The following is a 21,793-nucleotide window of genomic DNA, read 5'->3' as shown; positions in this document are numbered from 1 at the left end:
GATGGCCTTGAAGACTTACAATCCGACGTCGCCGGGCCGCCGCGCCTTGGTGCTGATCGACCGCTCCGAGCTCCACAAGGGCCGTCCGGAGAAGTCGCTGACCGAAGGCCTGACCAAGTCGGGCGGCCGGGGCGCTGGTGGTCGTATCGCCGTCCGCTTCCGCGGCGGCGGCGCCAAGACGCTGTACCGCAAGATCGACTTCAAGCGTCGCAAGTTCGCGACCGCGACGGTCGAACGCCTCGAGTACGATCCGAACCGGACCGCCTTCATCGCCCTCATCACCTATGAGGACGGCGAAAAGGCCTACATCATCGCGCCGCAACGCCTGAAGGCGGGCGACACGGTCGTGGCCGGCGAAAAGGTCGACGTGAAGCCGGGCAACGCCATGCCGCTGCGCTCGATGCCCGTGGGTACGATCATCCACAACATCGAGATGAAGCCGGGCAAGGGCGCCCAGCTGGCCCGTTCGGCCGGCGCCTACGCCCAGCTGGTCGGCCGCGATCAGGGCTACGCCCAGATCCGTCTCGGCTCGGGCGAGCTGCGCATGGTTCTGGACGGCTGCATGGCCACGGTGGGCGCGGTTTCGAACCCCGACCACATGAACCAGAACCTCGGCAAGGCGGGCCGCGTCCGTCACATGGGCTGGCGTCCGCACGTTCGCGGCGTCGCCATGAACCCGATCGACCACCCGCACGGTGGTGGTGAAGGCCGGACCTCTGGCGGTCGTACCCCGGTCACGCCGTGGGGCAAGGACACCAAGGGCACCCGCACCCGCAAGAACAAGGCTACGGACAAGTTCATCATCCGTACCCGCCACGTTAAGAAGGCTCGCTAAAGATGGCCCGCTCCTCCTGGAAAGGCCCGTTCGTCGACGGGTATCTGCTCAAGAAGGCCGACGCCGTCTCGACGTCGGGCCGCAAGGACGTGATCAAGACCTGGTCGCGCCGCTCCACCATCCTGCCGCAGTTCGTCGGCCTGACGTTCGGCGTCCACAACGGCCAGAAGCACGTGCCGGTGTCGGTCTCCGAAGAAATGGTCGGCATGAAGCTCGGCGAGTTCGCCCCGACCCGGAACTTCCCGGGCCACGCGGCGGACAAGAAGGCCAAGAGGAAGTAGTCCATGGCCCAGACCAAGAACTCCCGTCGGGTCGCCCCGACCGAAGCCCGCGCCAAGCTGGTGAATGTCCGGATCAGCCCTCAGAAGCTGAACCTGGTCGCCCAGTCGATCCGTGGCCTGCCGGTGCAGAAGGCGCTGAACGAGCTGGAATTCAGCCGCAAGCGCATCGCCACCGACGTCCGCAAGGTCCTGTATTCGGCCGTCTCGAACGCCGAGAACAACCACAACCTCGACATCGACAATCTCGTCGTCGCCGAGGCCTTCGTGGGCAAGAACCTGGTGATGAAGCGTTTCGCGAGCCGCGCTCGTGGCCGCTCGTCGCGCATCCTGAAACCTTTCGCGGAGATCACCATCGTGGTCCGCGAAGCCGGTGAGGCCGCCTGATGGGTCAGAAAGTAAATCCGATCGGTCTGCGCCTTGGCGTCAACCGTACGTGGGACAGCCGCTGGTTCGCCGGCGGCGCCGACTACGCCAAGCTGCTGCACCAGGACCTGAAGCTGCGCACGTGGCTGAAGGAACGCCTCAACGCCGCCGGCGTGTCGCGCATCATCATCGAGCGCCCGCACAAGAAGTGCCGCGTGACGATCTACGCCGCCCGTCCGGGTGTCGTGATCGGCAAGAAGGGCGCTGACATCGAGAAGCTGCGCAAGGACATCTCGGCCCAGACCGAGGGCGAGGTTCACCTGAACATCGTCGAGGTCCGCAAGCCCGAGACCGACGCCCAGCTGATCGCCGAGAACATCGCGCAGCAGCTGGAACGCCGTATCGCCTTCCGCCGCGCCATGAAGCGCGCGATGCAGTCCGCCATGCGCCTCGGCGCCAAGGGCGTCCGCATCAACGTTTCGGGCCGCCTCGGCGGCGCGGAAATCGCGCGGATGGAATGGTACCGCGAAGGCCGCGTGCCGCTGCACACCCTGCGCGCCGACATCGACTACGGCTTCATCGAGGCCAAGACGACCTACGGCATCATCGGTGTGAAGGTGTGGGTCTTCAAGGGCGAGGTGCTCGAGCACGACCCGATGGCGCAGGACAAGCGCTGGGCCCAGGAAGCTGCCGGCCCGTCTTCCAACGAAGGTCGTGAACGTGGACCCCGCGGCGACCGCGGCCCGCGCCGTGACCGGGGACGTGAGAACTAGGTCATGCTGCAACCGAAAAAGACCAAGTACCGCAAGGCCTTCAAGGGCCGGATCCATGGCTCCGCCAAGGGCGGCTTCTCGCTGAACTTCGGGTCCTACGGCCTGAAGACGGTCGAGCCGGAACGCATCACCGCGCGTCAGATCGAGGCGGCCCGCCGCGCGATCACCCGCCAGATGAAGCGTCAGGGCCGCGTCTGGATCCGCGTCTTCCCCGACCTGCCCGTCACGGGCAAGCCGGCCGAAGTCCGGATGGGCAAGGGCAAGGGCGCCGTGGACCATTGGGCCGCGCGTTGCCACCCGGGCCGCATCCTGTTCGAAATCGACGGCGTGCCGGACGACATCGCTCGCGAAGCGCTGCGCCTCGGCGCCGCCAAGCTGCCGGTTCGCACCAAGGTGGTTACCCGCCTCGACGCCGGCGTCGCCCATGTGGAGCACGTTGGCGCATGACCAAGATCGCCGATCTGCGGGCCCAGACGCCCGACCAGCTGTCCGACGAGCTGCTGAAGCTCAAGAAGGAACAGTTCAACCTGCGCTTCCAGGCCGCTACCGGCCAGATGGAAAAGACCCACCGGGTCTCGGAAGTGCGCAAGGACATCGCCCGCATCTCCACGCTTCTGCGTGCGAACCGCGCGGCGGGTTAAGGAGACACCGATGCCGAAACGTATTCTCGAAGGCGTGGTCGTCTCCGACAAGGGCGACAAGACCGTCGTTGTGAAGGTGGAGCGCACTCTGCTGCACCCCGTCCTCAAAAAGACCGTCCGTCTGTCCAAGAAGTATCACGCTCACGACGAAGCGAACGCCCTCAAGGTCGGTGACCTGGCCCGCATCGTCGAGTGCGCCCCGAAGTCCAAGCTGAAGCGTTGGGAAGTTCTTTCCACCGCCTCGGCCTCGTAACCAGAAGGATCGGATCCCATGATCCAGATGCAAACTAACCTGGAGGTAGCCGATAATTCGGGTGCTCGCCGGGTCATGTGCATCAAGGTGTTGGGCGGCTCCAAGCGCCGCTACGCCTCGGTGGGCGACACGATCGTCGCTTCCGTCAAGGAAGCCATTCCCCGCGGCCGCGTGAAGAAGGGCGACGTCGTTCGCGCCATCGTCGTGCGCACCGCCAAGGACATCATGCGCAAGGACGGCTCTGTCATCCGTTTCGACAAGTCGGCCGCCGTCATCGTCAACAAGCAGAACGAGCCCGTCGGCACGCGGATCTTCGGCCCGGTTCCCCGTGAACTGCGCGCCAAGAACCACATGAAGATCATCTCGCTGGCTCCGGAGGTCCTGTAGTCATGGCCGCCAAGATCAAATCGGGCGACAACGTCGTCGTCCTGACCGGCAAGGACAAGGGCCGCACCGGCAAGGTGACCAAGGTCCTGCCGACCGAAAACCGCGTCGTCGTGCAAGGCATCAACATGGTTCAGCGCCACACGCGCCCGACCCAGGCTGATCCGCAGGGCGGCATCAAGAACAAGGAAGCGTCGCTTCACCTGTCGAACGTCGCGATCGCCGACGCCAACGGCAAGGCGACCCGCGTCGGCTTCCGCGTGGAAGGCGACAAGAAGGTTCGCTTCGCCAAGACGACGGGAGACGTCATCTGATGGCCGATACCAAATACACCCCGCGCCTGAAGGCCGAGTACAACGACCGCATCCGGGGCGTGCTGACCGAGAAATTCGGCTACACCAACCCGATGCAGCTGCCCAAGCTGGACAAGATCGTCCTCAACATGGGCATCGGTGAAGCCGTGGCCGACTCCAAGAAGGCCACCGCGGCCCTCAAGGATCTGACCGCCATCGCCGGTCAGAAGGCCATGCCGACCAAGGCCCGCAACTCCATCGCCGGCTTCAAGCTGCGCGAAGGCATGGTCGTCGGCGGCAAGGTCACCCTGCGCGGCGACCAGATGTACGAGTTCCTGGACCGTCTGATCACCATCGCGCTGCCGCGGGTGAAGGACTTCCGTGGCCTCAAGGGCACCAGCTTCGACGGTCGCGGCAACTACGCCACCGGTCTGAAGGAGCACATCGTGTTCCCGGAGATCAACTACGACCAGATCGACCAGATGTGGGGCATGGACATCATCGTCTGCACCACGGCCAAGACCGATGAGGAAGCCAAGGCTCTCCTCACCGAGTTCAAGTTCCCGTTCGTGAACTGAGCGGGAAGGGATAGAGCACAATGGCTAAGAAGAGCGCCGTGAACCGCAACGAGATGGTGAAAGCCCTCGTCGCGAAATACGCCGACAAGCGGGCCGCCCTGAAGGCGACCGCCAACAACGAATCCCTGCCGCTTGAGGAGCGCTTCGAAGCGCGCCTGAAGCTGGCGGAGCTGCCGCGTAACTCGGCCGCCAACCGGATTCGCAACCGCTGCGAGGTGACGGGCCGTCCGCGCGCCTATTACCGCAAGCTCAAGATGAGCCGGATCGCCCTGCGTGAACTCGGCAACCTGGGACAGATCCCGGGCCTGACGAAGTCCAGCTGGTAAGGGGAGCGACAGATATGATGATCAACGATCCCCTGAGCGACATGATCGCCCGCATCCGGAACGCCGCCATGCGCAAGCGTTCCAAGGTGCTCACCCCGGCCTCCCGCCTGCGTCAGCGCGTCCTCGACGTGCTGCAGGACGAAGGCTACATCCGCGGCTATTCGCTGGTTCAGAACCCCGGCGAATTCCCGCAGTTCGAGATCGAGCTGAAATACTTCGACGGCCAGCCGGTCATCGCCGAGATCGCTCGCGTGTCCAAGCCGGGCCGCCGCGTCTACTCCGCGATTTCCGACCTGAAGCCGATCAAGAACGGCCTCGGCATCTCGATCCTCTCCACGTCCAAGGGCGTCATGTCCGACACCGCGGCTCGCGAAGCCAAGGTGGGCGGCGAAGTCCTCTGCAGGGTCTACTAAGATGTCCCGTATCGGCAAACGCACCATTGCTGTTCCGAAGGGCGTGACTGTCACGCTCGACGGCCAGACCGTGTCGGTGAAGGGTCCCAAGGGCGAACGCTCCTGGACCGTCGCCGAAGAAATCGAAGTGTCGCAGAACGACGAGGGCATCAACCTCGGCCTGCGCACCGACACCCAGCGTGGCCGCGCCATGTGGGGCCTGTCGCGCACCCTGGTCGACAACATGGTCGTCGGCGTCACCACCGGCTTTGAAAAGAGCCTGGACCTGGTCGGCGTCGGCTATCGCGCCGCGATGAAGGGCAACGCCCTGTCGCTGCAGCTCGGCTTCTCGCACGACGTCGACATCGAACCGCCCGCCGGCGTCACCTTCGCGGTGCCGAAGCAAACCGAGATCAAGATCTCGGGTGCTGACAAGCAGGCCGTCGGTCAGATCGCCGCCGTGATCCGCAAGCTGCGTCCGCCGGAGCCCTACAAGGGCAAGGGCGTCCGCTACTCGGGCGAGAAGGTCCGGCGTAAGGAAGGCAAGAAGAAGTAATCATGGCCACCACGCTCAAACAGAACGCCAAGCGCCGCTCGGAGCGCACCCGCCGCCGCCTGAAGGCCGTGGCCAATGGTCGCCTGCGCCTGTCCGTCCACCGCTCGGACAAGAACATCTCGGCCCAGATCATCGACGACGCCCAGGGCGTCACGGTGGCTTCGGCCTCCTCGCTGGAAGGCGAGAAGGGCAAGAAGACCAAGGGTTCGGACACCGCGGCTGCCGCTCTGATCGGCAAGCTGATCGCCGAGCGCGCCATCGAAAAGGGCGTCAAGGACGTCGTCTTCGACCGGGGCGGCTACATCTATCACGGACGGGTGAAGGCGCTGGCGGAAGCCGCGCGTGAAGCCGGCCTGAACTTCTAAGGGACGCGACAGATGGCGCAACAACCCCAACGCGGCGGCGGCGGCAACGATCGCAACCGTCGTGACAACCGCAACGCTCCCGCCGTCGACGGTCCGGATTCGGACATCGTCGAGAAGCTGGTGCACATCAACCGCGTCGCTGCGACCGTCAAAGGCGGCCGCCGGTTCTCGTTCGCGGCCCTGATGGTCGTCGGCGACGGCAAGGGCCGGGTCGGCTTCGGTCACGGCAAGGCGCGCGAAGTGCCGGAAGCCATCCGCAAGGCGACCGAAGAAGCCAAGAAGACCATGATCAAGGTTCCGCTGCGCGAGAACCGCACCCTGCACCACGACGGCTCGGGCCGTTGGGGCGCCGGCAAGATCATGATGCGCGCCGCCCCTCCCGGGACCGGCGTCATCGCGGGCGGTCCGATGCGCGCCGTGCTCGAAACCCTCGGCGTCCAGGACGTCGTCGGCAAGTCGACCGGTTCCTCGAACCCCTACAACATGATCCGCGCCACCTTCGAAGCTCTGAAGGTCCAGTCGTCGCCCCGCATGGTGGCCTCGAAGCGTGGCAAGAAGGTCGCCGACCTGATGGGCCGCCGCAATGACGGCGCCTCGGCGCCCGAAGCTGTGGAGGGCTGATAGATGGCCAAGACTGAATCCAAAGCCACCGTCACCATCCGCCAGACCGGTTCGCCGATCCGCCGCAAGTCGGACCAGCGCGCCACCCTGGCGGGCCTGGGCCTCAACCGCATGGGTCGTGAATCGACCCTGGAGGACACCCCCTCCGTCCGCGGCATGATCGCCAAGGTCGCCCACATGATCGAAGTGGTCGAAAAGTAAGCTGCATCGCCCTCTCCCGAACCGGGGGAGGGCGTTCCGCTTCTTGCGAATACCCGACGGGCCGCCTAGAAGCGGCCCTTCAATTTTTCCAGAGCCGAGTCCGCTCTCCGAGCGGGCGCTAGCACCCGAAAGGATCAGGCACATGAAACTGAACGAAATCCGCGACAACGAAGGCGCCCACAAGAAGCGCATGCGCGTCGGCCGTGGCCCGGGCTCGGGCAAGGGCAAGACCGCCGGCCGCGGCGTCAAGGGTCAGAAGTCGCGTTCGGGCGTCGCCATCGGCGGCTTCGAAGGCGGCCAGATGCCGCTGTACATGCGGATGCCCAAGCGCGGCTTCAACAATCCGAACGCGCTGAAGCTGGCCGAAGTGAACCTGTGGCGCCTGCAGGACGCCATCGACGGCGGCAAGCTGGACATCAAGTCGGAGATCAACGGCGAGGCGCTGGTCGCCGCCGGCGTGATCCGCCGCGTCAAGGACGGCGTCCGCCTGCTGGGCACCGGCGAGATCAAGGGCAAGCTGAACTTGGTCGTCTGGTCGGCTACCTCGGGCGCGCTGAAGGCCATCGAAGCCGCCGGCGGTTCGGTTGTCCAGCAACGCATCGAGGCGGAAGCCAAGGCCGCCGCGCGCGTCGAGAAGCGCAACGCCGCCAAGGGCAAGGCTCCGGCCCCCAAGGCGCCGCGCGGCGACGCCAACAAGGTCTCGGCCCGCACGACCCGGACCGCCGCCAAAAAATAAAGCTTGAGGGGCGCTCTCGCTAAGAGGGCGCCCTTCGCCTATCTGGACGCAGGCGCCGGATTCCTGTCCGATGCGCCGCGTTCTGATCAGTCGGGGTGACGACACATGGCTTCGGCCGCCGAACAACTTGCAGCAAACATGAACATGGGCTCGTTCGCCAAGGCGACCGAGCTGCACAAGCGTCTGCTGTTCACTCTGCTGGCCCTGCTGGTCTACCGCGTGGGCACCTATGTGCCGATCCCGGGGATCAACTCCGAGGCCTTCCTGCAGTTCTTCCAGGATCCGGACGGCCAGCGCGGCATCCTCGACATGTTCAACATGTTCTCGGGCGGCGCGGTCCAGCGCATGGCCGTGTTCGCGCTGAACGTCATGCCCTACATCTCGGCCTCGATCATCGTCCAGCTGATGGGCGCCGTGTATCCGCCGTGGGAGAAGCTGCGCAAGGAAGGCGGCGAGAGCGGCCGCAAGCAGCTGAACCAGTACACCCGCTACCTGACCGTGGTGCTGGCCCTGTTCCAGTCTACGGGCATCGCCATCGGCCTTAACGCCCAGCCGGGTCTGATCGACCAGCCGGGCCTGTTCTTCATCGTCTCGACCGTGACCACCCTGACGGGCGGCACCATGTTCCTTATGTGGCTGGGTGAGCAGGTGACGGCGCGCGGCGTCGGCAACGGCATCTCCCTGATCATCTTCGCCGGCATCGTCGCCGTTCTGCCGGGCACCATCGCCCGCATGTTCGGTCTCGCCCAGCAGGGCGCCATTCAGCCGTTCGTGCTGCTGATGATCTGCGCCCTGGTGATCGCTGTGGTCGTGTTCATCGTCTTCATGGAGCGCGCCCAGCGCCGGCTGCTGATCCAGTATCCCAAGCGCCAGGAAGGCAACCGGATGGCCGGGGGCGAGCGCTCGTTCCTGCCGCTGAAGGTCAACACCGCCGGCGTCATCCCGCCGATCTTCGCCTCGTCGCTGCTGATGCTGCCGACGACGGTGGCCCAGCTGACCGCCCAGGCCAACCTGCCGAGCTGGCTGGACTGGCTGCCGCTCGTCACTGCCGAGATGCAGCACGGCCGGCCGGTCTTCATGCTGTTCTACGGCGCGCTGATCATCTTCTTCTGCTTCTTCTACACTTCGATCACCTTCAACCCCGAGGACACGGCCGAGAACCTGCGCAAATACGGCGGCTTCCTGCCGGGCATCCGTCCGGGCAAGCGCACAGCCGAGTATCTGGACTATGTGCTGACGCGTCTGACGACCATCGGCGCGATCTACATCACCGCCGTCTGCCTGGTGCCCGAGTTCATCGGCGCGCAGGTCGGCAATGGTCTGCTGTTCGGCGGCACCTCCATCCTGATCGTCGTGTCGGTGACCATGGACACGGTGGCGCAGATCCAGTCCCAGCTGCTGGCGCACCAGTACGAAGGCCTGATCAAGAAGGCCAAGCTGCGCGGGCGTGGCCAGACCCGCGGCAAGGGCGTCACCGCCCCCGCCCGGCGCTAGATCGGCCCGGGGAGGGGCGGCGATGAACCTCATCCTGTTCGGGCCGCCCGCGGCCGGCAAGGGCACCCAGGCCAAGCGTCTCGTCGAGACGCGCGGCATGGTGCAGCTGTCGACGGGCGACATGCTGCGCGAGGCGATCGCATCCGGCTCGCAGCTGGGTCTCGAATGCCAAGCGATCATGTCGCGCGGCGACCTCGTCTCGGACGAGATCGTCATCGCCCTGATCGAAGCCCGCCTGAAGGAGGCCGAGGACGCCGGCGGCGCCATTTTCGACGGCTTCCCCCGGACCATCGCCCAGGCCGAGGCGCTCGACGCCATGCTGAGCAAGCTGGGCAAGAAGATCGATCGCGTCGTCCGCCTCAGGGTCGACGACGTCGCCCTTCTGGAGCGCGTGTCCAAACGCTATGCCGAACAGGGCCGTCCGGACGACAATCCCGACAGCTTCAAGGTCCGTCTCGAGGCCTACAACCGCAACACCGCGCCCCTGCTGCCCTACTATGGCGACAAGGACCTCCTGACCGAGGTTGACGGCATGGGCTCGATCGAGGCGGTCGCCGCGGACATCGACGCGGCCCTCGACAGCTGAACAGTTTCGCTGAACGGGAGCTGACCCGTTCCGGCCCAGGCGCGTTCATGCCGTATGTGGCATATGCGACGCGTGGATATCCGATCGTTCCTCACGCCTGACAGGGCGCGCAAGGCCGGCGCATTCGCCGTCGTGCTGCTCGCCCACGGCGGGGTCTTCCTGCTGATGGCGCGAACGCACCCCACGCCGCCGCCGCTGGGACCCGCGCCCCTGTTCGAGGTGCAACTGTTCCGCCCCGTCCCGCCGCCTCCGCCGCCCGAGGAGCCCTCCGAAGACCCCGGCGGCGGCGCGCCCGCCGCTCCGTCCCGCGTCCATGTTCCACCGCCGCCCCGCGAGCCCGTCCCGCCCGAGTTTCCGGCGCCCCGCGAACAGGCCCCCGAGCCCGAACTCGCCGTCGGTGTGGCCTCCACGGCCTCTCCCACGCCGGGCATGGGGCTGGGCGGGGAGGGGACCGGCAGCGGCACGGGCATCGGCTCGGGAGACGGCCCGGGGCGCGGGAGCCGCACCGGCCCGCGAAACATCCGCGAGCCGGCGCTGCAGGCGCTGCGCCGCTATCATCCGCCCGAGGCCCTGCGCCGGCGCGTCAACGGCACCGTGGTGGTCAACTGCCGGATCCGGGAGGACACCACGGTCGACCAGTGCCGGGTGGTGAGCGAGAATCCGGCAGGGCAGGGGTTCGGCGAGGCGGGCCTGAGGGCGGCCGTCGCCGAATATCGCTTCCGTCCCGCCACGGTCGACGGACGCCCCGACTTCGATCTGCGGGCCGTGATCACCATCCGGTTCGGCCGGAACGCCCCGTAGGCATGGCTGAAGCGGCGTTTCGATCGCCGCCAGCCGTTGACGAGGCGGGAATCCCCTGTATAAGGCGCGCTTCCGCGAAGGGCGTCGACGCTCCTGGTCTGTTGACCGGAGCGTTTGTTGCGTCCGCACACGCGTATCTGGAGAGCTTCGTGGCCCGTATCGCTGGCGTCAACATCCCGACCAACAAGCGCGTCGAAATCGCGCTGCAGTATATCCACGGCATCGGCCCGGCCGCCGCCAAGGACATCACCTCGAAGGTCGGCATCGAGCCGGCGCGTCGCGTCAATCAACTGACCGACGCCGAAGTGCTGCAGATCCGCGAGACCATCGACAAGGATCACACCGTCGAGGGCGACCTGCGCCGCGAGACGTCGATGAACATCAAGCGTCTGATGGACCTGGCCTGCTACCGCGGCCTGCGTCACCGCAAGGGCCTGCCGGTCCGCGGTCAGCGCACGCACACCAACGCCCGCACCCGCAAGGGTCCGGCCAAGCCGATCGCCGGCAAGAAGAAGTAAGAGAAAGACCTGACCGATGGCCAAGGAACCGGGTCGCGTTAAGCGCCGCGAACGCAAGAACATCACGTCGGGCGTCGCCCACGTGAACGCCAGCTTCAACAACACGATGGTGACCATCACCGACGCGCAGGGGAACGCCATCTCCTGGTCGTCGGCCGGTCACATGGGCTTCAAGGGTTCGCGCAAATCGACCCCCTACGCCGCCCAGATGGCTGCCGAAGACGCTGCCAAGAAGGCCGGCGAACACGGCGTGAAGACGCTGGAAGTCAACGTTTCGGGTCCCGGCTCCGGCCGTGAGTCGGCCCTGCGCGCGCTGCAGGCCGCCGGCATGACCATCACCACCATCCGCGACGTCACGCCGATGCCGCACAACGGTTGCCGTCCGCCCAAGCGCCGCCGCGTCTAAGCCTACGCCACCGACCTATATCTCCGCCGGTCCTGGCGAGCCTGACGAGGCCCCTCTTTCACCAGAGGAACAGGACCGGCGAACTCCGTACCCGAGGGACACCCATGATCGAACGTAACTGGCAAGAGCTGATCCGTCCCGAGAAGCCGCAGATCGAGGCCGGCTCCGACCCGCTGCGCAAGGCGCGCCTGGTCGCCGAGCCCCTGGAACGCGGCTTCGGCGTGACGCTCGGCAACGCCCTGCGCCGCGTTCTGCTGTCGTCGCTGCAAGGCGCGGCGGTGACGGCCATCCAGATCGACGGCGTCGTCCACGAATTCTCGTCGCTGGAAGGCGTGCGGGAAGACGTCGTCGACATCGTGCTGAACATCAAGCAACTCGCCCTTCGCATGCATGCCGAAGGTCCGAAGCGCATGACCCTGCGCGCCACGGGCCCCGGCCCGGTGACGGCCGGCCAGATCGACGTCCCCTCGGACATCGAGGTTCTGAACCCGGATCACGTGATCTGCACGCTGGACGACGGCGCCTCGGTGCGCATGGAACTGACCGTCCAGAACGGCAAGGGCTATGTCGCGTCGGAGTTCAACCGTCCGGAAGACGCCCCGATCGGCCTGATCGCCGTCGACGCCCTGTATTCGCCGGTCAAGCGCGTCGCCTATCGCGTCGAGCCGACCCGTCAGGGCCAGTCGCTGGACTACGACAAGCTGGTTCTGGAAGTCGAAACCAACGGCGCCGTCTCGCCGGTTGACGCGGTGGCCTACGCCTCGCGCATCCTGCAGGACCAGCTCCAGATCTTCATCACCTTCGACGAGCCGAAGAAGGCGGTCGAACAGGCGGACGGCAAGCCCGACCTGCCGTTCAACCCGGCCCTGCTCAAGAAGGTCGACGAACTGGAGCTGTCGGTCCGTTCGGCCAACTGCCTGAAGAACGACAACATCGTCTACATCGGCGACCTGATCCAGAAGACCGAGGGCGAGATGCTTCGCACCCCGAACTTCGGCCGCAAGTCGCTGAACGAGATCAAGGAAGTGCTGGCGACCATGGGCCTCAGCCTCGGCATGGATGTGCCGAACTGGCCGCCGGAAAACATCGAAGACCTGGCCAAGAAGTTCGACGACCAGATCTAGTTTCAACCCTCCGCCCAAGGCCACCCGGTCGCGGAGCGGTTAGAATGAGAGAACCCCAGGTCCGCTTTCGTGGAAACCAGGGTGAGTAGGAGAGACCCCGATGCGCCACGGCGCCGCCTATCGCAAGCTCGGCCGTACGGCCAGCCACCGGACCGCGATGTTCGCCAACATGGCTGCTTCGCTGATCAAGCACGAGCAGATCACGACCACGCTCCCCAAGGCGAAGGAACTGCGTCCCTTCGTCGAGAAGCTGGTCACGCTCGCCAAGAAGGGCGACCTGCACGCGCGTCGTCAGGCCATCAGCCACGTCCGCGACGTGCCGCAGGTAGGCAAGCTGTTCGAAACGATTGGCCCGCGCTACGCCGACCGTAACGGCGGCTACATCCGCATCATGAAGGCCGGCTATCGCCACGGCGACAACGCCCCGATGGCCGTCATCGAGTTCGTCGACCGCGACGTCGACGCCAAGGGCCTGGACTCGGGTCCGGTCTACGCCATCGAGGGCGACGACGAGGCGTAAGCTTCGCTCGTTGGGGCTTGGGAGGGGCGGCTGGAGCGATCCGGCCGCCCTTTTTCTTTGTCCGCGGCCGGGGCAGAAGGGCGCTCATGAGCGAAGTGCAGATCGTCCCCTTCCGTCCCGAACACGCCGCCGCATGGGCGCGTCTCAACGAGGCCTGGCTGGCCGAGGGCGGGTTCGCTGTGGAGGCCAAGGACCGCAAGGTCATCGATGACCCGCAGGGCGTGATCCTCGACCCCGGCGGCCGCATCTTTATCGCCGAGAGAGAAGGGCAGGCCATCGGCTGCTGCGCCCTGATGGCCATGGACGACGGCGGCTATGAGGTCGCCAAGATGACCGTTTCGCCGGCCGCGCGCGGTCTGGGTCTCGGCCGTCGTCTGCTCGAGGCCTGCGAGGCCGCCGCCCGCGCCGCTGGAGCCCCGCGGCTGTATCTGGAGACCAGCAGTACTCTGAAGCCCGCGGGGGCGCTGTATCGCAGCTTCGGCTTCCTCGACCTGCCGCCGCGGCCCAGCCCCTATGTCAGGGCCGACGTCTGGATGGAGAAGCGGCTCCGCTAGCGGGAGCCGCCCGCTCGCTACTCCTTCGACAGGTCCTGCCGCTTGAACCACGCCAGGGCGCCGGCCAGCGGCAGCAGGGTCCACAGGCCGAGGCTGACCCAAGCCTTCAGAACCTCGCCATCGGCGAGTCCGGCCGCGGCCTCGCCACCAGAGACGGCGGCCTTGATCACGTCCATGGCCGCGCCCGGATTGACGAGGATCGACAGCCAGGCATCCGGCGTGAATCCCATCGGTCCCAGCATCTGTGGCGTGAAGAACTGCGCCACGCCGAGCACCAGCGGCACGAACAGCGCCGCCAGCAGGGACCGGGTCACGGCAGCCGCCAGCATGCCCATCATGGTGAACTGCAGGATGCGCAGCCACGACAGGGCGAACAGGCCCGCGAACTGGCCGAAGGCCTCGCCGGTCGCGCCGAATACGATGGTCCGGTCGAAGATCGAAGCGCGGATGAAGTTCTCGATCACCGCCGCCACCAGCATGAACAGCATCGCCGCCAGCGCCAGCTGCGCCACCACCGCCAGCTTGCCCAGCAGCAGGTTCGAGCGGCTGTTGCGCGCGCTGATCAGACGCCAGGTTTCCCAGCGATAGTCGCCGGCGTACAGGGTCGCGGCGCCGATCAGAACGAACAGCAGCACCATCGGACCGGCGAGATTTCCCGCCGCCTCGACCAGCCCTTGGGCCAGATCGAGCTCGCCGCCCCGCTGCATCATCATCTTCAGGCCGGGAGGGGCGTCGCTGTCGGCCAGCAGCTTGGCCTCGTTGGCCTTCATGACGAACTGGGTGATGGTCCCGATCACCAGGGTGATGATCGGCACGAAAACCACGCTCCAGAACAGGGCCGTGCGGTTCTTCGACAGGCGGAAGCCTTCCGCGCGGATGGCGTCAACCAGCATGGATCGTCTCCGGCGCCTGCACGGCGCCCGTCTCGGTGAAGAAGATGGCCTCGAGGTCGGTGCCGACCCAGCGGGCCTCGTGGATGTCGATGCCCGCGCCGACGAGGGCGCGGATAACGTCCGGCCCCTCGGAGCGCTTCACATCGGCCAGTACGGCGTCGCCGTCGGCGGCCCCGCGCGCGCCCAGCAGTTCTAGCGCCTTGCCCGGAGGCGACACAGACAGCCGCAGCCGCTCGCCCACGGACGTCAGCTCGCTGACGGCGCCTTCGCGCACCAGCTTGCCCTTGTTCAGGATGGCGACGCGGTCGCAGACGCGCTGGACCTCCAGCAACTGGTGGCTGGCGAGGATGACGGTCATGCCGTCGTCGTTGGCCAGGCTGCGGATCAGGGCCCGCATCTCCTGGATGCCGGGGGGATCCATGCCGCTTGTCGGCTCGTCGAGGATGATCAGCTCCGGCTTGCTCAGCAGGGCGCCCGCGACGCCCAGCCGCTGCATCATGCCGACCGAGAAGCCGCGCACCTTGCGGTCCGCCGCCTCGGTTAGGCCGACGCGGTCCAGCCAGTAGGGAATGTCGACTTCGCCGGCGATGCCGTGCTCCAGCGCCAGCCAGCGCAGCACCTGCCGCGCGGTCAGATAGGGCGGAAAGCGCGGCGTCTCGATCATCGAGCCCATACGGCGCATGGCGGCCACGTCGCCGACGGCGCCGCCCATGACGCTGGCGCTCCCGTCCGTTGGCCGGATCAGGCCCAGCAGGATACGGAACAGGGTCGACTTGCCGGCCCCGTTCGGGCCCAGCACGCCATAGACCCCGCCTCGCGGGATCGACAGGTCCAGCCCGTCGAGGGCGCGAACGGTTCCGTAGGTCTTGGTCAGCCCACGCGTTTCGATAACAGCGGTCATGGCCGCAGGTTGACCGTGTGTCGCCTTCCGACGCAAGCCGCGGGGCGATTAAGCTTTTGCAACGTCGCGGCGGCCGGCGAGACGCCGTCTCACGGCTCCGCTAGAACTTGGCTCCCATGTCCGCCCTGTCCGCCCTCCGCCACGGCCGCGCCGCGCTCGCCTTCATCTTCGTGACGGCGGTGCTCGATATCGTGGCCATGGGCATCATCATCCCGGTGCTGCCGGGGCTGATCGAGGATTTCGTCGGCTCCAACGCGCAGGCGGGGATCATCAACGGCGTCTTCGTGGCCCTGTGGGCGGCGATGCAGTTCGTCTGCTCGCCCATCATCGGCTCCCTGTCGGACCAGTACGGCCGTCGGCCCGTCATCCTCATCAGCTGCGCCGGACTGGCCGCGGACTATGTGCTGATGGCGCTGGCGCCCGACCTGTGGTGGCTGGCGCTGGGGCGGATCATCGCCGGGATCACCTCGTCCAGCTTCACCACCATCTACGCCTATATGGCCGACATCACGGAGCCGGAGAAACGCGCCCGGGCCTATGGGCTGATCGGGGCGGCCTTCTCGGGCGGCTTCGTGCTGGGACCCGTGCTGGGCGGCTTCCTCGGCGAGTTCGGGCCGCGCGTTCCCTTCTGGTTCGCCGCCGGCCTGTCGGGCGTGGCCTTCCTCTACGGGATGTTCATCCTGCCCGAGAGCCTGCCGCCGGAGAAGCGGATGCGGTTCAGCTGGGCGCGAGCCAACCCCGTCGGGGCGCTGATCCTGCTCAAGCGGCACACGGAGCTGAGCGGCCTCGCGGTCGTGAACTTCCTGCTCTACTTCGCCCACCACGTCTTCTCGGCGGTGTTCGTGCTCTACGCCGCGGCCCGCTACGGCTGGGGCCCGCGCGAGGTGGGCCTGCTGCTGGCCATGGTCGGCGTGCTCGACATGGGCGTGCAGGGGCTGCTGGTCGGCCCGGTCGTCAAACGCTTCGGCGACCGCGCGACCATGGTTTTCGGCCTGTTCGGCGGCACGGTCGGCATCGCCGCCATGGGCTGGGCCCCCAGCGGACTGATGTTCATTCTCGCCATGCTGCCCAATGCCCTGTGGGGCCTGGCCATGCCGACCCTTCAGTCGCTGATGACCCGGCACGTCGGCGAGGACGAGCAGGGTCAGCTGCAGGGCGCCAACATGAGCGTCGCCTCCATCGCCGGCGTGCTGTCGCCGCTCTTCTTCGGCTGGATCTATTCAATCTCGGCGGGGCAGGGTGCGCCGGTGCCGCATCCGGGGCTGGCCTTCTTCATCGCCGCCGCCGTCCTGCTGCTGGCGGCGCTGATCGGCTGGCGCGTCGGGCGTCGGGCGGAACGCGAAGAGACCGCCGCGGTTTGACGTTGCGCTCGCCATGATCGCGTCCACATTACGGAGCGAAATCGGGCCAATCGGACCTCTCTTCCCCTTCGGATGATGATGAAGACCAGCACCCTCGCGATCGCCCTCGCCCTCGGCCTCGCCGCCTGCGGCCAATCCAGCGACACCCGGGCCCAGGACGGCCCCTTTGCGGAGAGCAATCGGGTCGTTCCCGGCGATGCCGCCACCATGAAGGCCAGCTTCGCGCCAGTCGTGCGCGAGGCCGCTCCGGCGGTGGTCAACATCTCCGCGCGGGGCGAGCGGGCGACGGACCCGTTCTTCCAGATGTTCGGCGGCCCGGCCAGTCAGGCCGTGGGCTCGATCGGCTCGGGCGTCATCGTCCGGCCGACGGGGGTGGTGGTCACCAACAACCACGTCATCGAGGGCATGAGCGAAATCCGCGTCACCCTCAGCGACCGGCGCGAATTCCCGGCGCGGGTGGTGCTGGCCGACGCACGCTCCGACGTCGCCGTGCTCCAGCTCGAGGGCGTGAACGAACGCCTGCCGACCCTGAACATCGACGACCGCGAGGAACAGCAAGTCGGCGATCTGGTGCTGGCCATCGGTAATCCGTTCGGCGTCGGCCAGACGGTCACCAACGGCATCATCTCGGCCCTCAATCGGACCGAGACCAACATCTCGGACAGCGGCTCCTTCATCCAGACTGACGCCGCCATCAATCCCGGCAACTCCGGCGGGGCTCTGGTCGACATGGACGGCGACCTGATCGGCATCAACTCGGCGATCTTCTCGCGCTCCGGCACCTCGTCCGGCGTCGGCTTCGCCATCCCCGCGGCCCAGGTGCGCCGGGTGGTCGAGACCGCCGTCGGCGGCGCCACGGCGGTGGTCCGGTCATGGCTGGGGGTGAAGGGCGAGACCGTCTCGGCCGACATCGCCCGCAGCCTCGGCCTCGACCGGCCCCAAGGCCTGCTGGTCACCCAGACCTGGCCCGGCGGTCCCGGCGAACGGGCGGGCCTGCGCGAGGGCGATGTGATCACCGCGGTCGACGGCGCCGAGGTGAACGATCAGGGCGGACTGAACTTCCGCGTCGGCCTGCACGATCCGAACGAGACCGTGGCGCTCAGCGTGCTTCGCGACGGCCGGACCGAGACGCTCAACGCCCGGATCGAGCGGCTTCCGGGCAATGCCGACATCGACAAGGCCGTGGTCATCCGCACCGGATCCCTGTCCGGGGCGCAGGTGCTGGCCCTGAACCCGGCCCTGGCGGACAATCTCGGCGGCGATCCCTTCGCCTCGGGCGTTATCGTCGGCGGCGTCACGGGCCGCAGCTACGCCTCGGCCAACGGCTTCCGGCCCGGCGACATCATCACCTCGGTCGACGGCCGCGCCATCACCACTGTGCAGCAGGCCAGCGGGGTTCGACGGGGTTCCGAGGTGGTCATCAACCGCGGCGGCCGCGCCATCTCCGGCGTGGTCCGCTACTAGCCGGCCTTGATCGGGCCGCCGATCGACCAGCAGTGGCCGAACGGATCCTTCAGCTGCCCGTAGCGGTCGCCCCAGAACTGGTCGGCCAGCGGAAAGACAGGCACGGCGCCGGCCAGAAGGGCGCGGTTCCACCACTCGTCGGCGTCGTCGACCTGCAGGTGGACGGTCACGCCCTTCGGGGCCACGTCCTGCTCGCCGCCATACTCGGGGAACTCGTCGGACAGCATGATGCTGCCGCCGTTGATGTGCAGGTGGGCGTGGATCAGCCGCTCGCCGTCATCGGCCACCTGCCGCCGCACCTCCACCGCGCCGAACGCCCGGGCGTAGAACTCCGCCGCCGCCTGACCGCCCCGCGACGGAATGCTCAGATAGGGCGTTACCCCCGTCAGGGGCTTGGGGGCGTTCACCGGTTCGTTCATCGGGATCTCCTTGGCAGGCCACACTAACGCGTGAAAACACCGGCGGTAACGCCTATCTCTGTGCCTGCATGACCGACCTGTTCGAAGCCTCCGGCATCCATCCCCCCGACGCGCCCCTGGCCGACCGCCTGCGTCCCCGCACCCTCGACGAGGTGGTGGGGCAGGATCATCTGCTCGGCGAGGGCGGGCCGATCCGGCGCATGGTCGAGGCCGGGCGGCTGGGCTCCATGATCCTGTGGGGACCGCCCGGCACCGGCAAGACCACCATCGCCCGCCTGCTGGCCCAGGCCGCCGGCTATCAGTTCCAGCAGATATCGGCCGTCTTCTCCGGCGTCGCCGACCTGAAGAAGGCCTTCGAGGCGGCCCGCATGCGCCGCGCAGCGGGCCAGTCGACCCTGCTCTTCGTCGATGAGATCCACCGTTTCAACCGCGCCCAACAGGACGGCTTCCTGCCGTTCGTGGAGGAGGGGATCGTCACCCTCGTGGGCGCCACGACCGAGAACCCGTCGTTCGAGCTGAACGGGGCCCTGCTGTCCCGCAGTCAGGTCTATGTTCTGAAACGGCTGGACGACGCGGCGCTCGATCAACTGTTGATCCGGGCCGAGGCGCAGGAGGGCAAGACCCTGCCGCTGACGCCCGAGGCGCGTCAGGCCCTGCTCGCCCTTGCCGACGGCGACGGCCGATATCTGCTGACCATGTCCGAGGTCCTGTTCGACCTTCAGGACCCCGCGCCCCTCGACGTCCAGGCCCTCGCCGGCATCCTGCAAAAGCGCGCGCCCGCTTACGACAAGAGCAGAGAAGAACACTACAACCTCATATCCGCGCTGCATAAATCGGTTCGAGGTTCCGACCCCGACGCGGCCCTCTACTGGCTGGCGCGGATGCTGAACGGCGGCGAGGATCCGCTCTATCTGGCCCGCCGCATCGTGCGCATGGCGGTCGAGGACATCGGCGAGGCCGACCCGCTGTCGCTCCTCGTCGCCAACGCCGCCAAGGACACCTACGACTTCCTCGGCTCCCCCGAGGGCGAGCTCGCCCTGGCGCAGGCGGTGGTCCACCTCGCCACCGCGCCCAAGTCCGTTGGCGTCTACGAGGCGTTCAAGGCGGCCAAACGTGCGGCCGCCGAGACCGGCTCCTTCATGCCGCCCGCCCACATTCGCAACGCCCCGACGAAGCTTATGAAACAGCTCGGCTACGGCAAGGGCTACCAGTACGACCCCGACACGCCCGAAGGCTTCTCCGGCGCCGACTTCTTCCCCGACGAGATGGAGCGCCGCACCTTCTATGCGCCCAAGGGCGAGGGCCACGAGGCCAAGGTCAAGGAGCGGCTCGACCGCTGGGCCGCCCTGCGCGCCCGGATGCAGACGGGCGACGAGCCGACAGGGTAACCGTTGCCGTAACGATGTTTTCGGCTCATCCTCCCGTCCGGAATCCTTGGGAGGGGACAATGACCGACACTTCGATGACCACCCGCACGCCGTGGCACCTCTGGGCCGTGGGCGTGATCTCGCTGCTGTGGAATGCGTTCGGCGGCTACGACTTCATCATGACCACCACGCAGGGCGAGGCCTATTTCCGCGCCTCGGGCATGGATCAGGGCATGATCGACTACTTCAACGCCATGCCGTCCTGGATGTATGTGCCGTGGACCCTCGGAGTCTGGGGCGCGATCGCCGGCTCGATCCTGCTGCTGATGCGTAGCCGTTACGCCGTCTGGGCCTTCGTCCTGTCGCTGTTCGGCGCCGTCGTCAGCCTCGTCTACGGCCAGTTCATGGCGCCGATGCCCGAACTGCCGGCCGCGATGGCGATGATGAAATACATGCCGTACGTGATCGCGCTCATCGCCGCCTTCCTCGCCTGGTACGCCTGGACCATGGCCAAGAAGGGCGTTCTGCGTTGACCCCTGCCGGCATCGGCCGCGCCCGCACGCCCTGGCATCTGTGGCTGGTCGGCGCTGTCGCGGCGCTGATGAACGGCTTCGGCTGCTTCGACTACACCATGACCCAGCTGAAGGGCGACGCCTGGCTGGCCAATATGGACCTGACCGAGACCCAGCTGGCGTGGTTCCACGGCATGCCGGCCTGGGTCGATGCGGCCTGGGCGGTCGGGGTCTGGGGCGGCCTTCTGGGCGCGATCCTGCTGCTGCTCCGGCGCAAATGGGCTGTCCATGCCTTCGCCGCCTCCTTCCTCGGCTGGGCCGCGGGCGCCGTCTACGCCTTCGCCCTGTCGAACGGGATGGAGGTCATGGGGCCCTGGTGGCCGATCCAGATCGTCCACGGCGTCCTCGGCGCCGTCTTCATCTGGTACGCCATGACCATGTCGAAGAAGGGCGTCCTGCGCTGACGCCTTGATGGGCTGACGGGGGCGGGCTGTTCGCGTAAGCACGCGCGGTGACCGACCGCTCCCCCGTTTCCCTGTCCGAAGACGAGATCGCCGCCGTCCGCTCGTGGGTGCTCCACGAGGACCCGCACGTTCTGGTGCTCAACAAGCCCGCCGGCTTGTCCAGCCAGGGCGGGCGGATCAAGGCGCATACGCTCGACGACCTGCTGTGGGCCTTCATGCGCTCCAACGGCAAGCGGCCGGAGCTGGTCCACCGGCTGGACCGCGACACCTCCGGCGTCATCCTCGCCGCCAGGACCAAGCCCGCCGCCGGCTTCCTCGGCAAGGCGCTGCAGATGCGCCGGTTCAAAAAGACCTATCTCGCCCTCGTCTCCGCCGCGCCCGAGCCCCGCGCCGGCAGGATCGACGCGCCGCTGCTGCGTCAGGAGATCGGCCGCGAAAGCTATATGCGCGTCTGCGCCTTCGACGCCCCCGGCGCCCAGGGCTCGCAAAGCCGCTACCGCACGCTTTCGGCATCCGAGGACGGGGCCCTGGTCGAGCTCGAGCCCCTGACCGGCCGGATGCACCAGCTGCGCGTCCACATGGCCCACATCGGACGCCCGCTCGTCGGCGACCCCCGCTACGGCGGCGCCCTGACCTTCGCCGGCCGCGCCGCCCCCCGGCTCATGCTCCACGCCGCCAGACTGACCTTCCCCCACCCCGAAGGCGGCGACCGCACGGTCGAGGCGCCTCTCCCGGCCGATTTCGACGCGCTCCGGTTGGCGGCACAGCTGTAGTTCCTCCCCCTTTGGGGGAGGGGGACCGCCCATAGGGC

Annotated in this window: 34 protein-coding genes; 31 read left to right on the top strand and 3 right to left on the bottom strand. The window is 67.3% G+C overall.

Annotated features, from left to right (window positions below; all coding sequences use genetic code 11):
• Position 1: 1 nt before the first annotated feature.
• The 25 genes from rplB (at position 2) to GGQ87_RS15060 (ending at position 13,601) form a co-directional block, all read left to right on the top strand.
• Complete coding sequence (rplB, locus tag GGQ87_RS15180) at positions 2-835, top strand: 50S ribosomal protein L2 (RefSeq protein WP_168049158.1); 834 nt, start codon at positions 2-4, stop codon at positions 833-835.
• Positions 836-837: 2 nt separating this feature from the next.
• Positions 838-1,116 carry a 30S ribosomal protein S19 gene (gene rpsS / locus GGQ87_RS15175; protein WP_168049156.1) on the top strand — a complete coding sequence of 93 codons (279 nt, stop codon included), beginning with the start codon at positions 838-840 and terminating at the stop codon, positions 1,114-1,116.
• Positions 1,117-1,119: 3 nt separating this feature from the next.
• Complete coding sequence (gene rplV, locus GGQ87_RS15170; RefSeq protein WP_055832140.1) at positions 1,120-1,500, top strand: 50S ribosomal protein L22; 381 nt, start codon at positions 1,120-1,122, stop codon at positions 1,498-1,500.
• Positions 1,500-2,252, top strand: a complete 753-nt coding sequence (gene rpsC, locus GGQ87_RS15165; RefSeq protein WP_056450356.1) for a 30S ribosomal protein S3 — start codon at positions 1,500-1,502, stop codon at positions 2,250-2,252. Before rplV ends, rpsC begins: the two co-directional genes overlap by 1 nt.
• 3 nt (positions 2,253-2,255) lie before the next feature.
• Positions 2,256-2,699, top strand: coding sequence for a 50S ribosomal protein L16 (rplP, locus tag GGQ87_RS15160; protein WP_168049154.1), 444 nt, complete (start codon positions 2,256-2,258; stop codon positions 2,697-2,699).
• Positions 2,696-2,893: a 50S ribosomal protein L29 gene (gene rpmC / locus GGQ87_RS15155; RefSeq protein WP_055832148.1), complete on the top strand. Its 198-nt coding sequence runs from the start codon at positions 2,696-2,698 to the stop codon at positions 2,891-2,893. Before rplP ends, rpmC begins: the two co-directional genes overlap by 4 nt.
• Before the next feature lie 10 nt (positions 2,894-2,903).
• On the top strand, positions 2,904-3,146 hold the full coding sequence (gene rpsQ / locus GGQ87_RS15150) for a 30S ribosomal protein S17 (protein ID WP_168049152.1): 243 nt from the start codon (positions 2,904-2,906) through the stop codon (positions 3,144-3,146).
• A gap of 18 nt (positions 3,147-3,164) precedes the next feature.
• Complete coding sequence (gene rplN, locus GGQ87_RS15145) at positions 3,165-3,533, top strand: 50S ribosomal protein L14 (protein ID WP_055832151.1); 369 nt, start codon at positions 3,165-3,167, stop codon at positions 3,531-3,533.
• A gap of 2 nt (positions 3,534-3,535) precedes the next feature.
• Positions 3,536-3,844: a 50S ribosomal protein L24 gene (gene rplX / locus GGQ87_RS15140; RefSeq protein ID WP_168049150.1), complete on the top strand. Its 309-nt coding sequence runs from the start codon at positions 3,536-3,538 to the stop codon at positions 3,842-3,844.
• Positions 3,844-4,401, top strand: a complete 558-nt coding sequence (gene rplE, locus GGQ87_RS15135) for a 50S ribosomal protein L5 (RefSeq protein ID WP_168049148.1) — start codon at positions 3,844-3,846, stop codon at positions 4,399-4,401. Before rplX ends, rplE begins: the two co-directional genes overlap by 1 nt.
• 20 nt (positions 4,402-4,421) lie before the next feature.
• On the top strand, positions 4,422-4,727 hold the full coding sequence (gene rpsN, locus GGQ87_RS15130; RefSeq protein ID WP_168049147.1) for a 30S ribosomal protein S14: 306 nt from the start codon (positions 4,422-4,424) through the stop codon (positions 4,725-4,727).
• Positions 4,728-4,741: 14 nt separating this feature from the next.
• Positions 4,742-5,140, top strand: coding sequence for a 30S ribosomal protein S8 (gene rpsH, locus GGQ87_RS15125; protein WP_168049145.1), 399 nt, complete (start codon positions 4,742-4,744; stop codon positions 5,138-5,140).
• Position 5,141: 1 nt separating this feature from the next.
• On the top strand, positions 5,142-5,675 hold the full coding sequence (rplF, locus tag GGQ87_RS15120) for a 50S ribosomal protein L6 (protein ID WP_168049144.1): 534 nt from the start codon (positions 5,142-5,144) through the stop codon (positions 5,673-5,675).
• Positions 5,676-5,677: 2 nt separating this feature from the next.
• The gene (rplR, locus tag GGQ87_RS15115) at positions 5,678-6,040 is read left to right on the top strand and encodes a 50S ribosomal protein L18 (protein ID WP_168049142.1); all 363 of its coding nucleotides are present in this window, start codon (positions 5,678-5,680) and stop codon (positions 6,038-6,040) included.
• Between the two features lie 12 nt (positions 6,041-6,052).
• A complete protein-coding gene (rpsE, locus tag GGQ87_RS15110; protein ID WP_168049140.1) occupies positions 6,053-6,661 on the top strand; it encodes a 30S ribosomal protein S5 in 609 nt (202 codons plus the stop codon).
• Positions 6,662-6,664: 3 nt separating this feature from the next.
• Positions 6,665-6,862 (top strand): 50S ribosomal protein L30, encoded by a 198-nt coding sequence (gene rpmD / locus GGQ87_RS15105; RefSeq protein ID WP_168049138.1) that lies wholly within the window; start codon positions 6,665-6,667, stop codon positions 6,860-6,862.
• Positions 6,863-7,004: 142 nt separating this feature from the next.
• Complete coding sequence (rplO, locus tag GGQ87_RS15100; protein ID WP_168049137.1) at positions 7,005-7,598, top strand: 50S ribosomal protein L15; 594 nt, start codon at positions 7,005-7,007, stop codon at positions 7,596-7,598.
• A gap of 105 nt (positions 7,599-7,703) precedes the next feature.
• On the top strand, positions 7,704-9,092 hold the full coding sequence (gene secY / locus GGQ87_RS15095; protein WP_168049135.1) for a preprotein translocase subunit SecY: 1,389 nt from the start codon (positions 7,704-7,706) through the stop codon (positions 9,090-9,092).
• Between the two features lie 22 nt (positions 9,093-9,114).
• Positions 9,115-9,678 (top strand): adenylate kinase, encoded by a 564-nt coding sequence (locus tag GGQ87_RS15090; protein WP_168049133.1) that lies wholly within the window; start codon positions 9,115-9,117, stop codon positions 9,676-9,678.
• Positions 9,679-9,750: 72 nt separating this feature from the next.
• Positions 9,751-10,479 (top strand): energy transducer TonB, encoded by a 729-nt coding sequence (locus tag GGQ87_RS15660; RefSeq protein ID WP_209282576.1) that lies wholly within the window; start codon positions 9,751-9,753, stop codon positions 10,477-10,479.
• Between the two features lie 149 nt (positions 10,480-10,628).
• Positions 10,629-10,997: a 30S ribosomal protein S13 gene (gene rpsM / locus GGQ87_RS15080; protein ID WP_056450326.1), complete on the top strand. Its 369-nt coding sequence runs from the start codon at positions 10,629-10,631 to the stop codon at positions 10,995-10,997.
• 16 nt (positions 10,998-11,013) lie between these two features.
• The gene (gene rpsK / locus GGQ87_RS15075; RefSeq protein ID WP_021697953.1) at positions 11,014-11,403 is read left to right on the top strand and encodes a 30S ribosomal protein S11; all 390 of its coding nucleotides are present in this window, start codon (positions 11,014-11,016) and stop codon (positions 11,401-11,403) included.
• Positions 11,404-11,507: 104 nt separating this feature from the next.
• Entirely contained in the window at positions 11,508-12,527 is a 1,020-nt protein-coding gene (locus tag GGQ87_RS15070; protein ID WP_168049129.1) for a DNA-directed RNA polymerase subunit alpha, read from the top strand.
• 100 nt (positions 12,528-12,627) lie between these two features.
• Entirely contained in the window at positions 12,628-13,047 is a 420-nt protein-coding gene (gene rplQ / locus GGQ87_RS15065) for a 50S ribosomal protein L17 (protein ID WP_168049127.1), read from the top strand.
• An 86-nt stretch (positions 13,048-13,133) separates the two neighbouring features.
• A complete protein-coding gene (locus GGQ87_RS15060) occupies positions 13,134-13,601 on the top strand; it encodes a GNAT family N-acetyltransferase (RefSeq protein WP_168049125.1) in 468 nt (155 codons plus the stop codon).
• Between the two features lie 17 nt (positions 13,602-13,618).
• Here the strand turns inward: GGQ87_RS15060 and GGQ87_RS15055 are convergent, their stop codons facing one another.
• Positions 13,619-14,494: an ABC transporter permease subunit gene (locus GGQ87_RS15055; RefSeq protein WP_168049123.1), complete on the bottom strand. Its 876-nt coding sequence runs from the start codon at positions 14,492-14,494 to the stop codon at positions 13,619-13,621.
• Positions 14,484-15,395, bottom strand: a complete 912-nt coding sequence (locus GGQ87_RS15050; RefSeq protein WP_168049121.1) for an ABC transporter ATP-binding protein — start codon at positions 15,393-15,395, stop codon at positions 14,484-14,486. The genes GGQ87_RS15055 and GGQ87_RS15050 overlap by 11 nt, the downstream gene beginning before the upstream one ends.
• 116 nt (positions 15,396-15,511) lie before the next feature.
• On the opposite strand from GGQ87_RS15050, the gene GGQ87_RS15045 reads away from it, so the two are divergent.
• The gene (locus GGQ87_RS15045; protein ID WP_168049119.1) at positions 15,512-16,756 is read left to right on the top strand and encodes a TCR/Tet family MFS transporter; all 1,245 of its coding nucleotides are present in this window, start codon (positions 15,512-15,514) and stop codon (positions 16,754-16,756) included.
• A 78-nt stretch (positions 16,757-16,834) separates the two neighbouring features.
• Positions 16,835-18,220 (top strand): trypsin-like peptidase domain-containing protein, encoded by a 1,386-nt coding sequence (locus GGQ87_RS15040; RefSeq protein ID WP_168049117.1) that lies wholly within the window; start codon positions 16,835-16,837, stop codon positions 18,218-18,220.
• Here GGQ87_RS15040 and GGQ87_RS15035 read toward each other — a convergent pair.
• Positions 18,217-18,639 carry a VOC family protein gene (locus GGQ87_RS15035; protein WP_168049115.1) on the bottom strand — a complete coding sequence of 141 codons (423 nt, stop codon included), beginning with the start codon at positions 18,637-18,639 and terminating at the stop codon, positions 18,217-18,219. The genes GGQ87_RS15040 and GGQ87_RS15035 overlap by 4 nt on opposite strands.
• A 68-nt stretch (positions 18,640-18,707) precedes the next feature.
• Between GGQ87_RS15035 and GGQ87_RS15030 the strand changes: the two genes are divergently transcribed.
• Genes GGQ87_RS15030 through GGQ87_RS15015 form a run of 4 tightly spaced genes read left to right on the top strand, consistent with a single transcriptional unit; the run spans position 18,708 to position 21,755 of the window.
• Entirely contained in the window at positions 18,708-20,027 is a 1,320-nt protein-coding gene (locus tag GGQ87_RS15030) for a replication-associated recombination protein A (protein ID WP_168049113.1), read from the top strand.
• A 59-nt stretch (positions 20,028-20,086) separates the two neighbouring features.
• Entirely contained in the window at positions 20,087-20,539 is a 453-nt protein-coding gene (locus GGQ87_RS15025) for a hypothetical protein (RefSeq protein WP_168049111.1), read from the top strand.
• On the top strand, positions 20,536-20,982 hold the full coding sequence (locus GGQ87_RS15020; protein ID WP_168049109.1) for a hypothetical protein: 447 nt from the start codon (positions 20,536-20,538) through the stop codon (positions 20,980-20,982). Before GGQ87_RS15025 ends, GGQ87_RS15020 begins: the two co-directional genes overlap by 4 nt.
• A gap of 47 nt (positions 20,983-21,029) precedes the next feature.
• Positions 21,030-21,755, top strand: a complete 726-nt coding sequence (locus tag GGQ87_RS15015) for a pseudouridine synthase (protein ID WP_168049107.1) — start codon at positions 21,030-21,032, stop codon at positions 21,753-21,755.
• Positions 21,756-21,793: the final 38 nt, after the last annotated feature.

This window comes from Brevundimonas alba (assembly GCF_011927945.1).
GTDB classification, from domain to species: domain Bacteria; phylum Pseudomonadota; class Alphaproteobacteria; order Caulobacterales; family Caulobacteraceae; genus Brevundimonas; species Brevundimonas alba.
This window is presented reverse-complemented; position numbering and strand designations above follow the sequence as displayed.

What these genes read in the sequence shown, in the direction of transcription:
- rplB (WP_168049158.1), top strand. Translation starts at nt 2, where the DNA reads ATGGCCTTGAAGACTTACAATCCGACGTCGCCGGGCCGCCGCGCCTTG.
- rpsS (WP_168049156.1), top strand. Translation starts at nt 838, where the DNA reads ATGGCCCGCTCCTCCTGGAAAGGCCCGTTCGTCGACGGGTATCTGCTC.
- rplV (WP_055832140.1), top strand. Translation starts at nt 1,120, where the DNA reads ATGGCCCAGACCAAGAACTCCCGTCGGGTCGCCCCGACCGAAGCCCGC.
- rpsC (WP_056450356.1), top strand. Translation starts at nt 1,500, where the DNA reads ATGGGTCAGAAAGTAAATCCGATCGGTCTGCGCCTTGGCGTCAACCGT.
- rplP (WP_168049154.1), top strand. Translation starts at nt 2,256, where the DNA reads ATGCTGCAACCGAAAAAGACCAAGTACCGCAAGGCCTTCAAGGGCCGG.
- rpmC (WP_055832148.1), top strand. Translation starts at nt 2,696, where the DNA reads ATGACCAAGATCGCCGATCTGCGGGCCCAGACGCCCGACCAGCTGTCC.
- rpsQ (WP_168049152.1), top strand. Translation starts at nt 2,904, where the DNA reads ATGCCGAAACGTATTCTCGAAGGCGTGGTCGTCTCCGACAAGGGCGAC.
- rplN (WP_055832151.1), top strand. Translation starts at nt 3,165, where the DNA reads ATGATCCAGATGCAAACTAACCTGGAGGTAGCCGATAATTCGGGTGCT.
- rplX (WP_168049150.1), top strand. Translation starts at nt 3,536, where the DNA reads ATGGCCGCCAAGATCAAATCGGGCGACAACGTCGTCGTCCTGACCGGC.
- rplE (WP_168049148.1), top strand. Translation starts at nt 3,844, where the DNA reads ATGGCCGATACCAAATACACCCCGCGCCTGAAGGCCGAGTACAACGAC.
- rpsN (WP_168049147.1), top strand. Translation starts at nt 4,422, where the DNA reads ATGGCTAAGAAGAGCGCCGTGAACCGCAACGAGATGGTGAAAGCCCTC.
- rpsH (WP_168049145.1), top strand. Translation starts at nt 4,742, where the DNA reads ATGATGATCAACGATCCCCTGAGCGACATGATCGCCCGCATCCGGAAC.
- rplF (WP_168049144.1), top strand. Translation starts at nt 5,142, where the DNA reads ATGTCCCGTATCGGCAAACGCACCATTGCTGTTCCGAAGGGCGTGACT.
- rplR (WP_168049142.1), top strand. Translation starts at nt 5,678, where the DNA reads ATGGCCACCACGCTCAAACAGAACGCCAAGCGCCGCTCGGAGCGCACC.
- rpsE (WP_168049140.1), top strand. Translation starts at nt 6,053, where the DNA reads ATGGCGCAACAACCCCAACGCGGCGGCGGCGGCAACGATCGCAACCGT.
- rpmD (WP_168049138.1), top strand. Translation starts at nt 6,665, where the DNA reads ATGGCCAAGACTGAATCCAAAGCCACCGTCACCATCCGCCAGACCGGT.
- rplO (WP_168049137.1), top strand. Translation starts at nt 7,005, where the DNA reads ATGAAACTGAACGAAATCCGCGACAACGAAGGCGCCCACAAGAAGCGC.
- secY (WP_168049135.1), top strand. Translation starts at nt 7,704, where the DNA reads ATGGCTTCGGCCGCCGAACAACTTGCAGCAAACATGAACATGGGCTCG.
- GGQ87_RS15090 (WP_168049133.1), top strand. Translation starts at nt 9,115, where the DNA reads ATGAACCTCATCCTGTTCGGGCCGCCCGCGGCCGGCAAGGGCACCCAG.
- rpsK (WP_021697953.1), top strand. Translation starts at nt 11,014, where the DNA reads ATGGCCAAGGAACCGGGTCGCGTTAAGCGCCGCGAACGCAAGAACATC.
- GGQ87_RS15070 (WP_168049129.1), top strand. Translation starts at nt 11,508, where the DNA reads ATGATCGAACGTAACTGGCAAGAGCTGATCCGTCCCGAGAAGCCGCAG.
- rplQ (WP_168049127.1), top strand. Translation starts at nt 12,628, where the DNA reads ATGCGCCACGGCGCCGCCTATCGCAAGCTCGGCCGTACGGCCAGCCAC.
- GGQ87_RS15060 (WP_168049125.1), top strand. Translation starts at nt 13,134, where the DNA reads ATGAGCGAAGTGCAGATCGTCCCCTTCCGTCCCGAACACGCCGCCGCA.
- GGQ87_RS15055 (WP_168049123.1), bottom strand. Translation starts at nt 14,494, where the DNA reads ATGCTGGTTGACGCCATCCGCGCGGAAGGCTTCCGCCTGTCGAAGAAC.
- GGQ87_RS15050 (WP_168049121.1), bottom strand. Translation starts at nt 15,395, where the DNA reads ATGACCGCTGTTATCGAAACGCGTGGGCTGACCAAGACCTACGGAACC.
- GGQ87_RS15045 (WP_168049119.1), top strand. Translation starts at nt 15,512, where the DNA reads ATGTCCGCCCTGTCCGCCCTCCGCCACGGCCGCGCCGCGCTCGCCTTC.
- GGQ87_RS15040 (WP_168049117.1), top strand. Translation starts at nt 16,835, where the DNA reads ATGAAGACCAGCACCCTCGCGATCGCCCTCGCCCTCGGCCTCGCCGCC.
- GGQ87_RS15035 (WP_168049115.1), bottom strand. Translation starts at nt 18,639, where the DNA reads ATGAACGAACCGGTGAACGCCCCCAAGCCCCTGACGGGGGTAACGCCC.
- GGQ87_RS15030 (WP_168049113.1), top strand. Translation starts at nt 18,708, where the DNA reads ATGACCGACCTGTTCGAAGCCTCCGGCATCCATCCCCCCGACGCGCCC.
- GGQ87_RS15025 (WP_168049111.1), top strand. Translation starts at nt 20,087, where the DNA reads ATGACCGACACTTCGATGACCACCCGCACGCCGTGGCACCTCTGGGCC.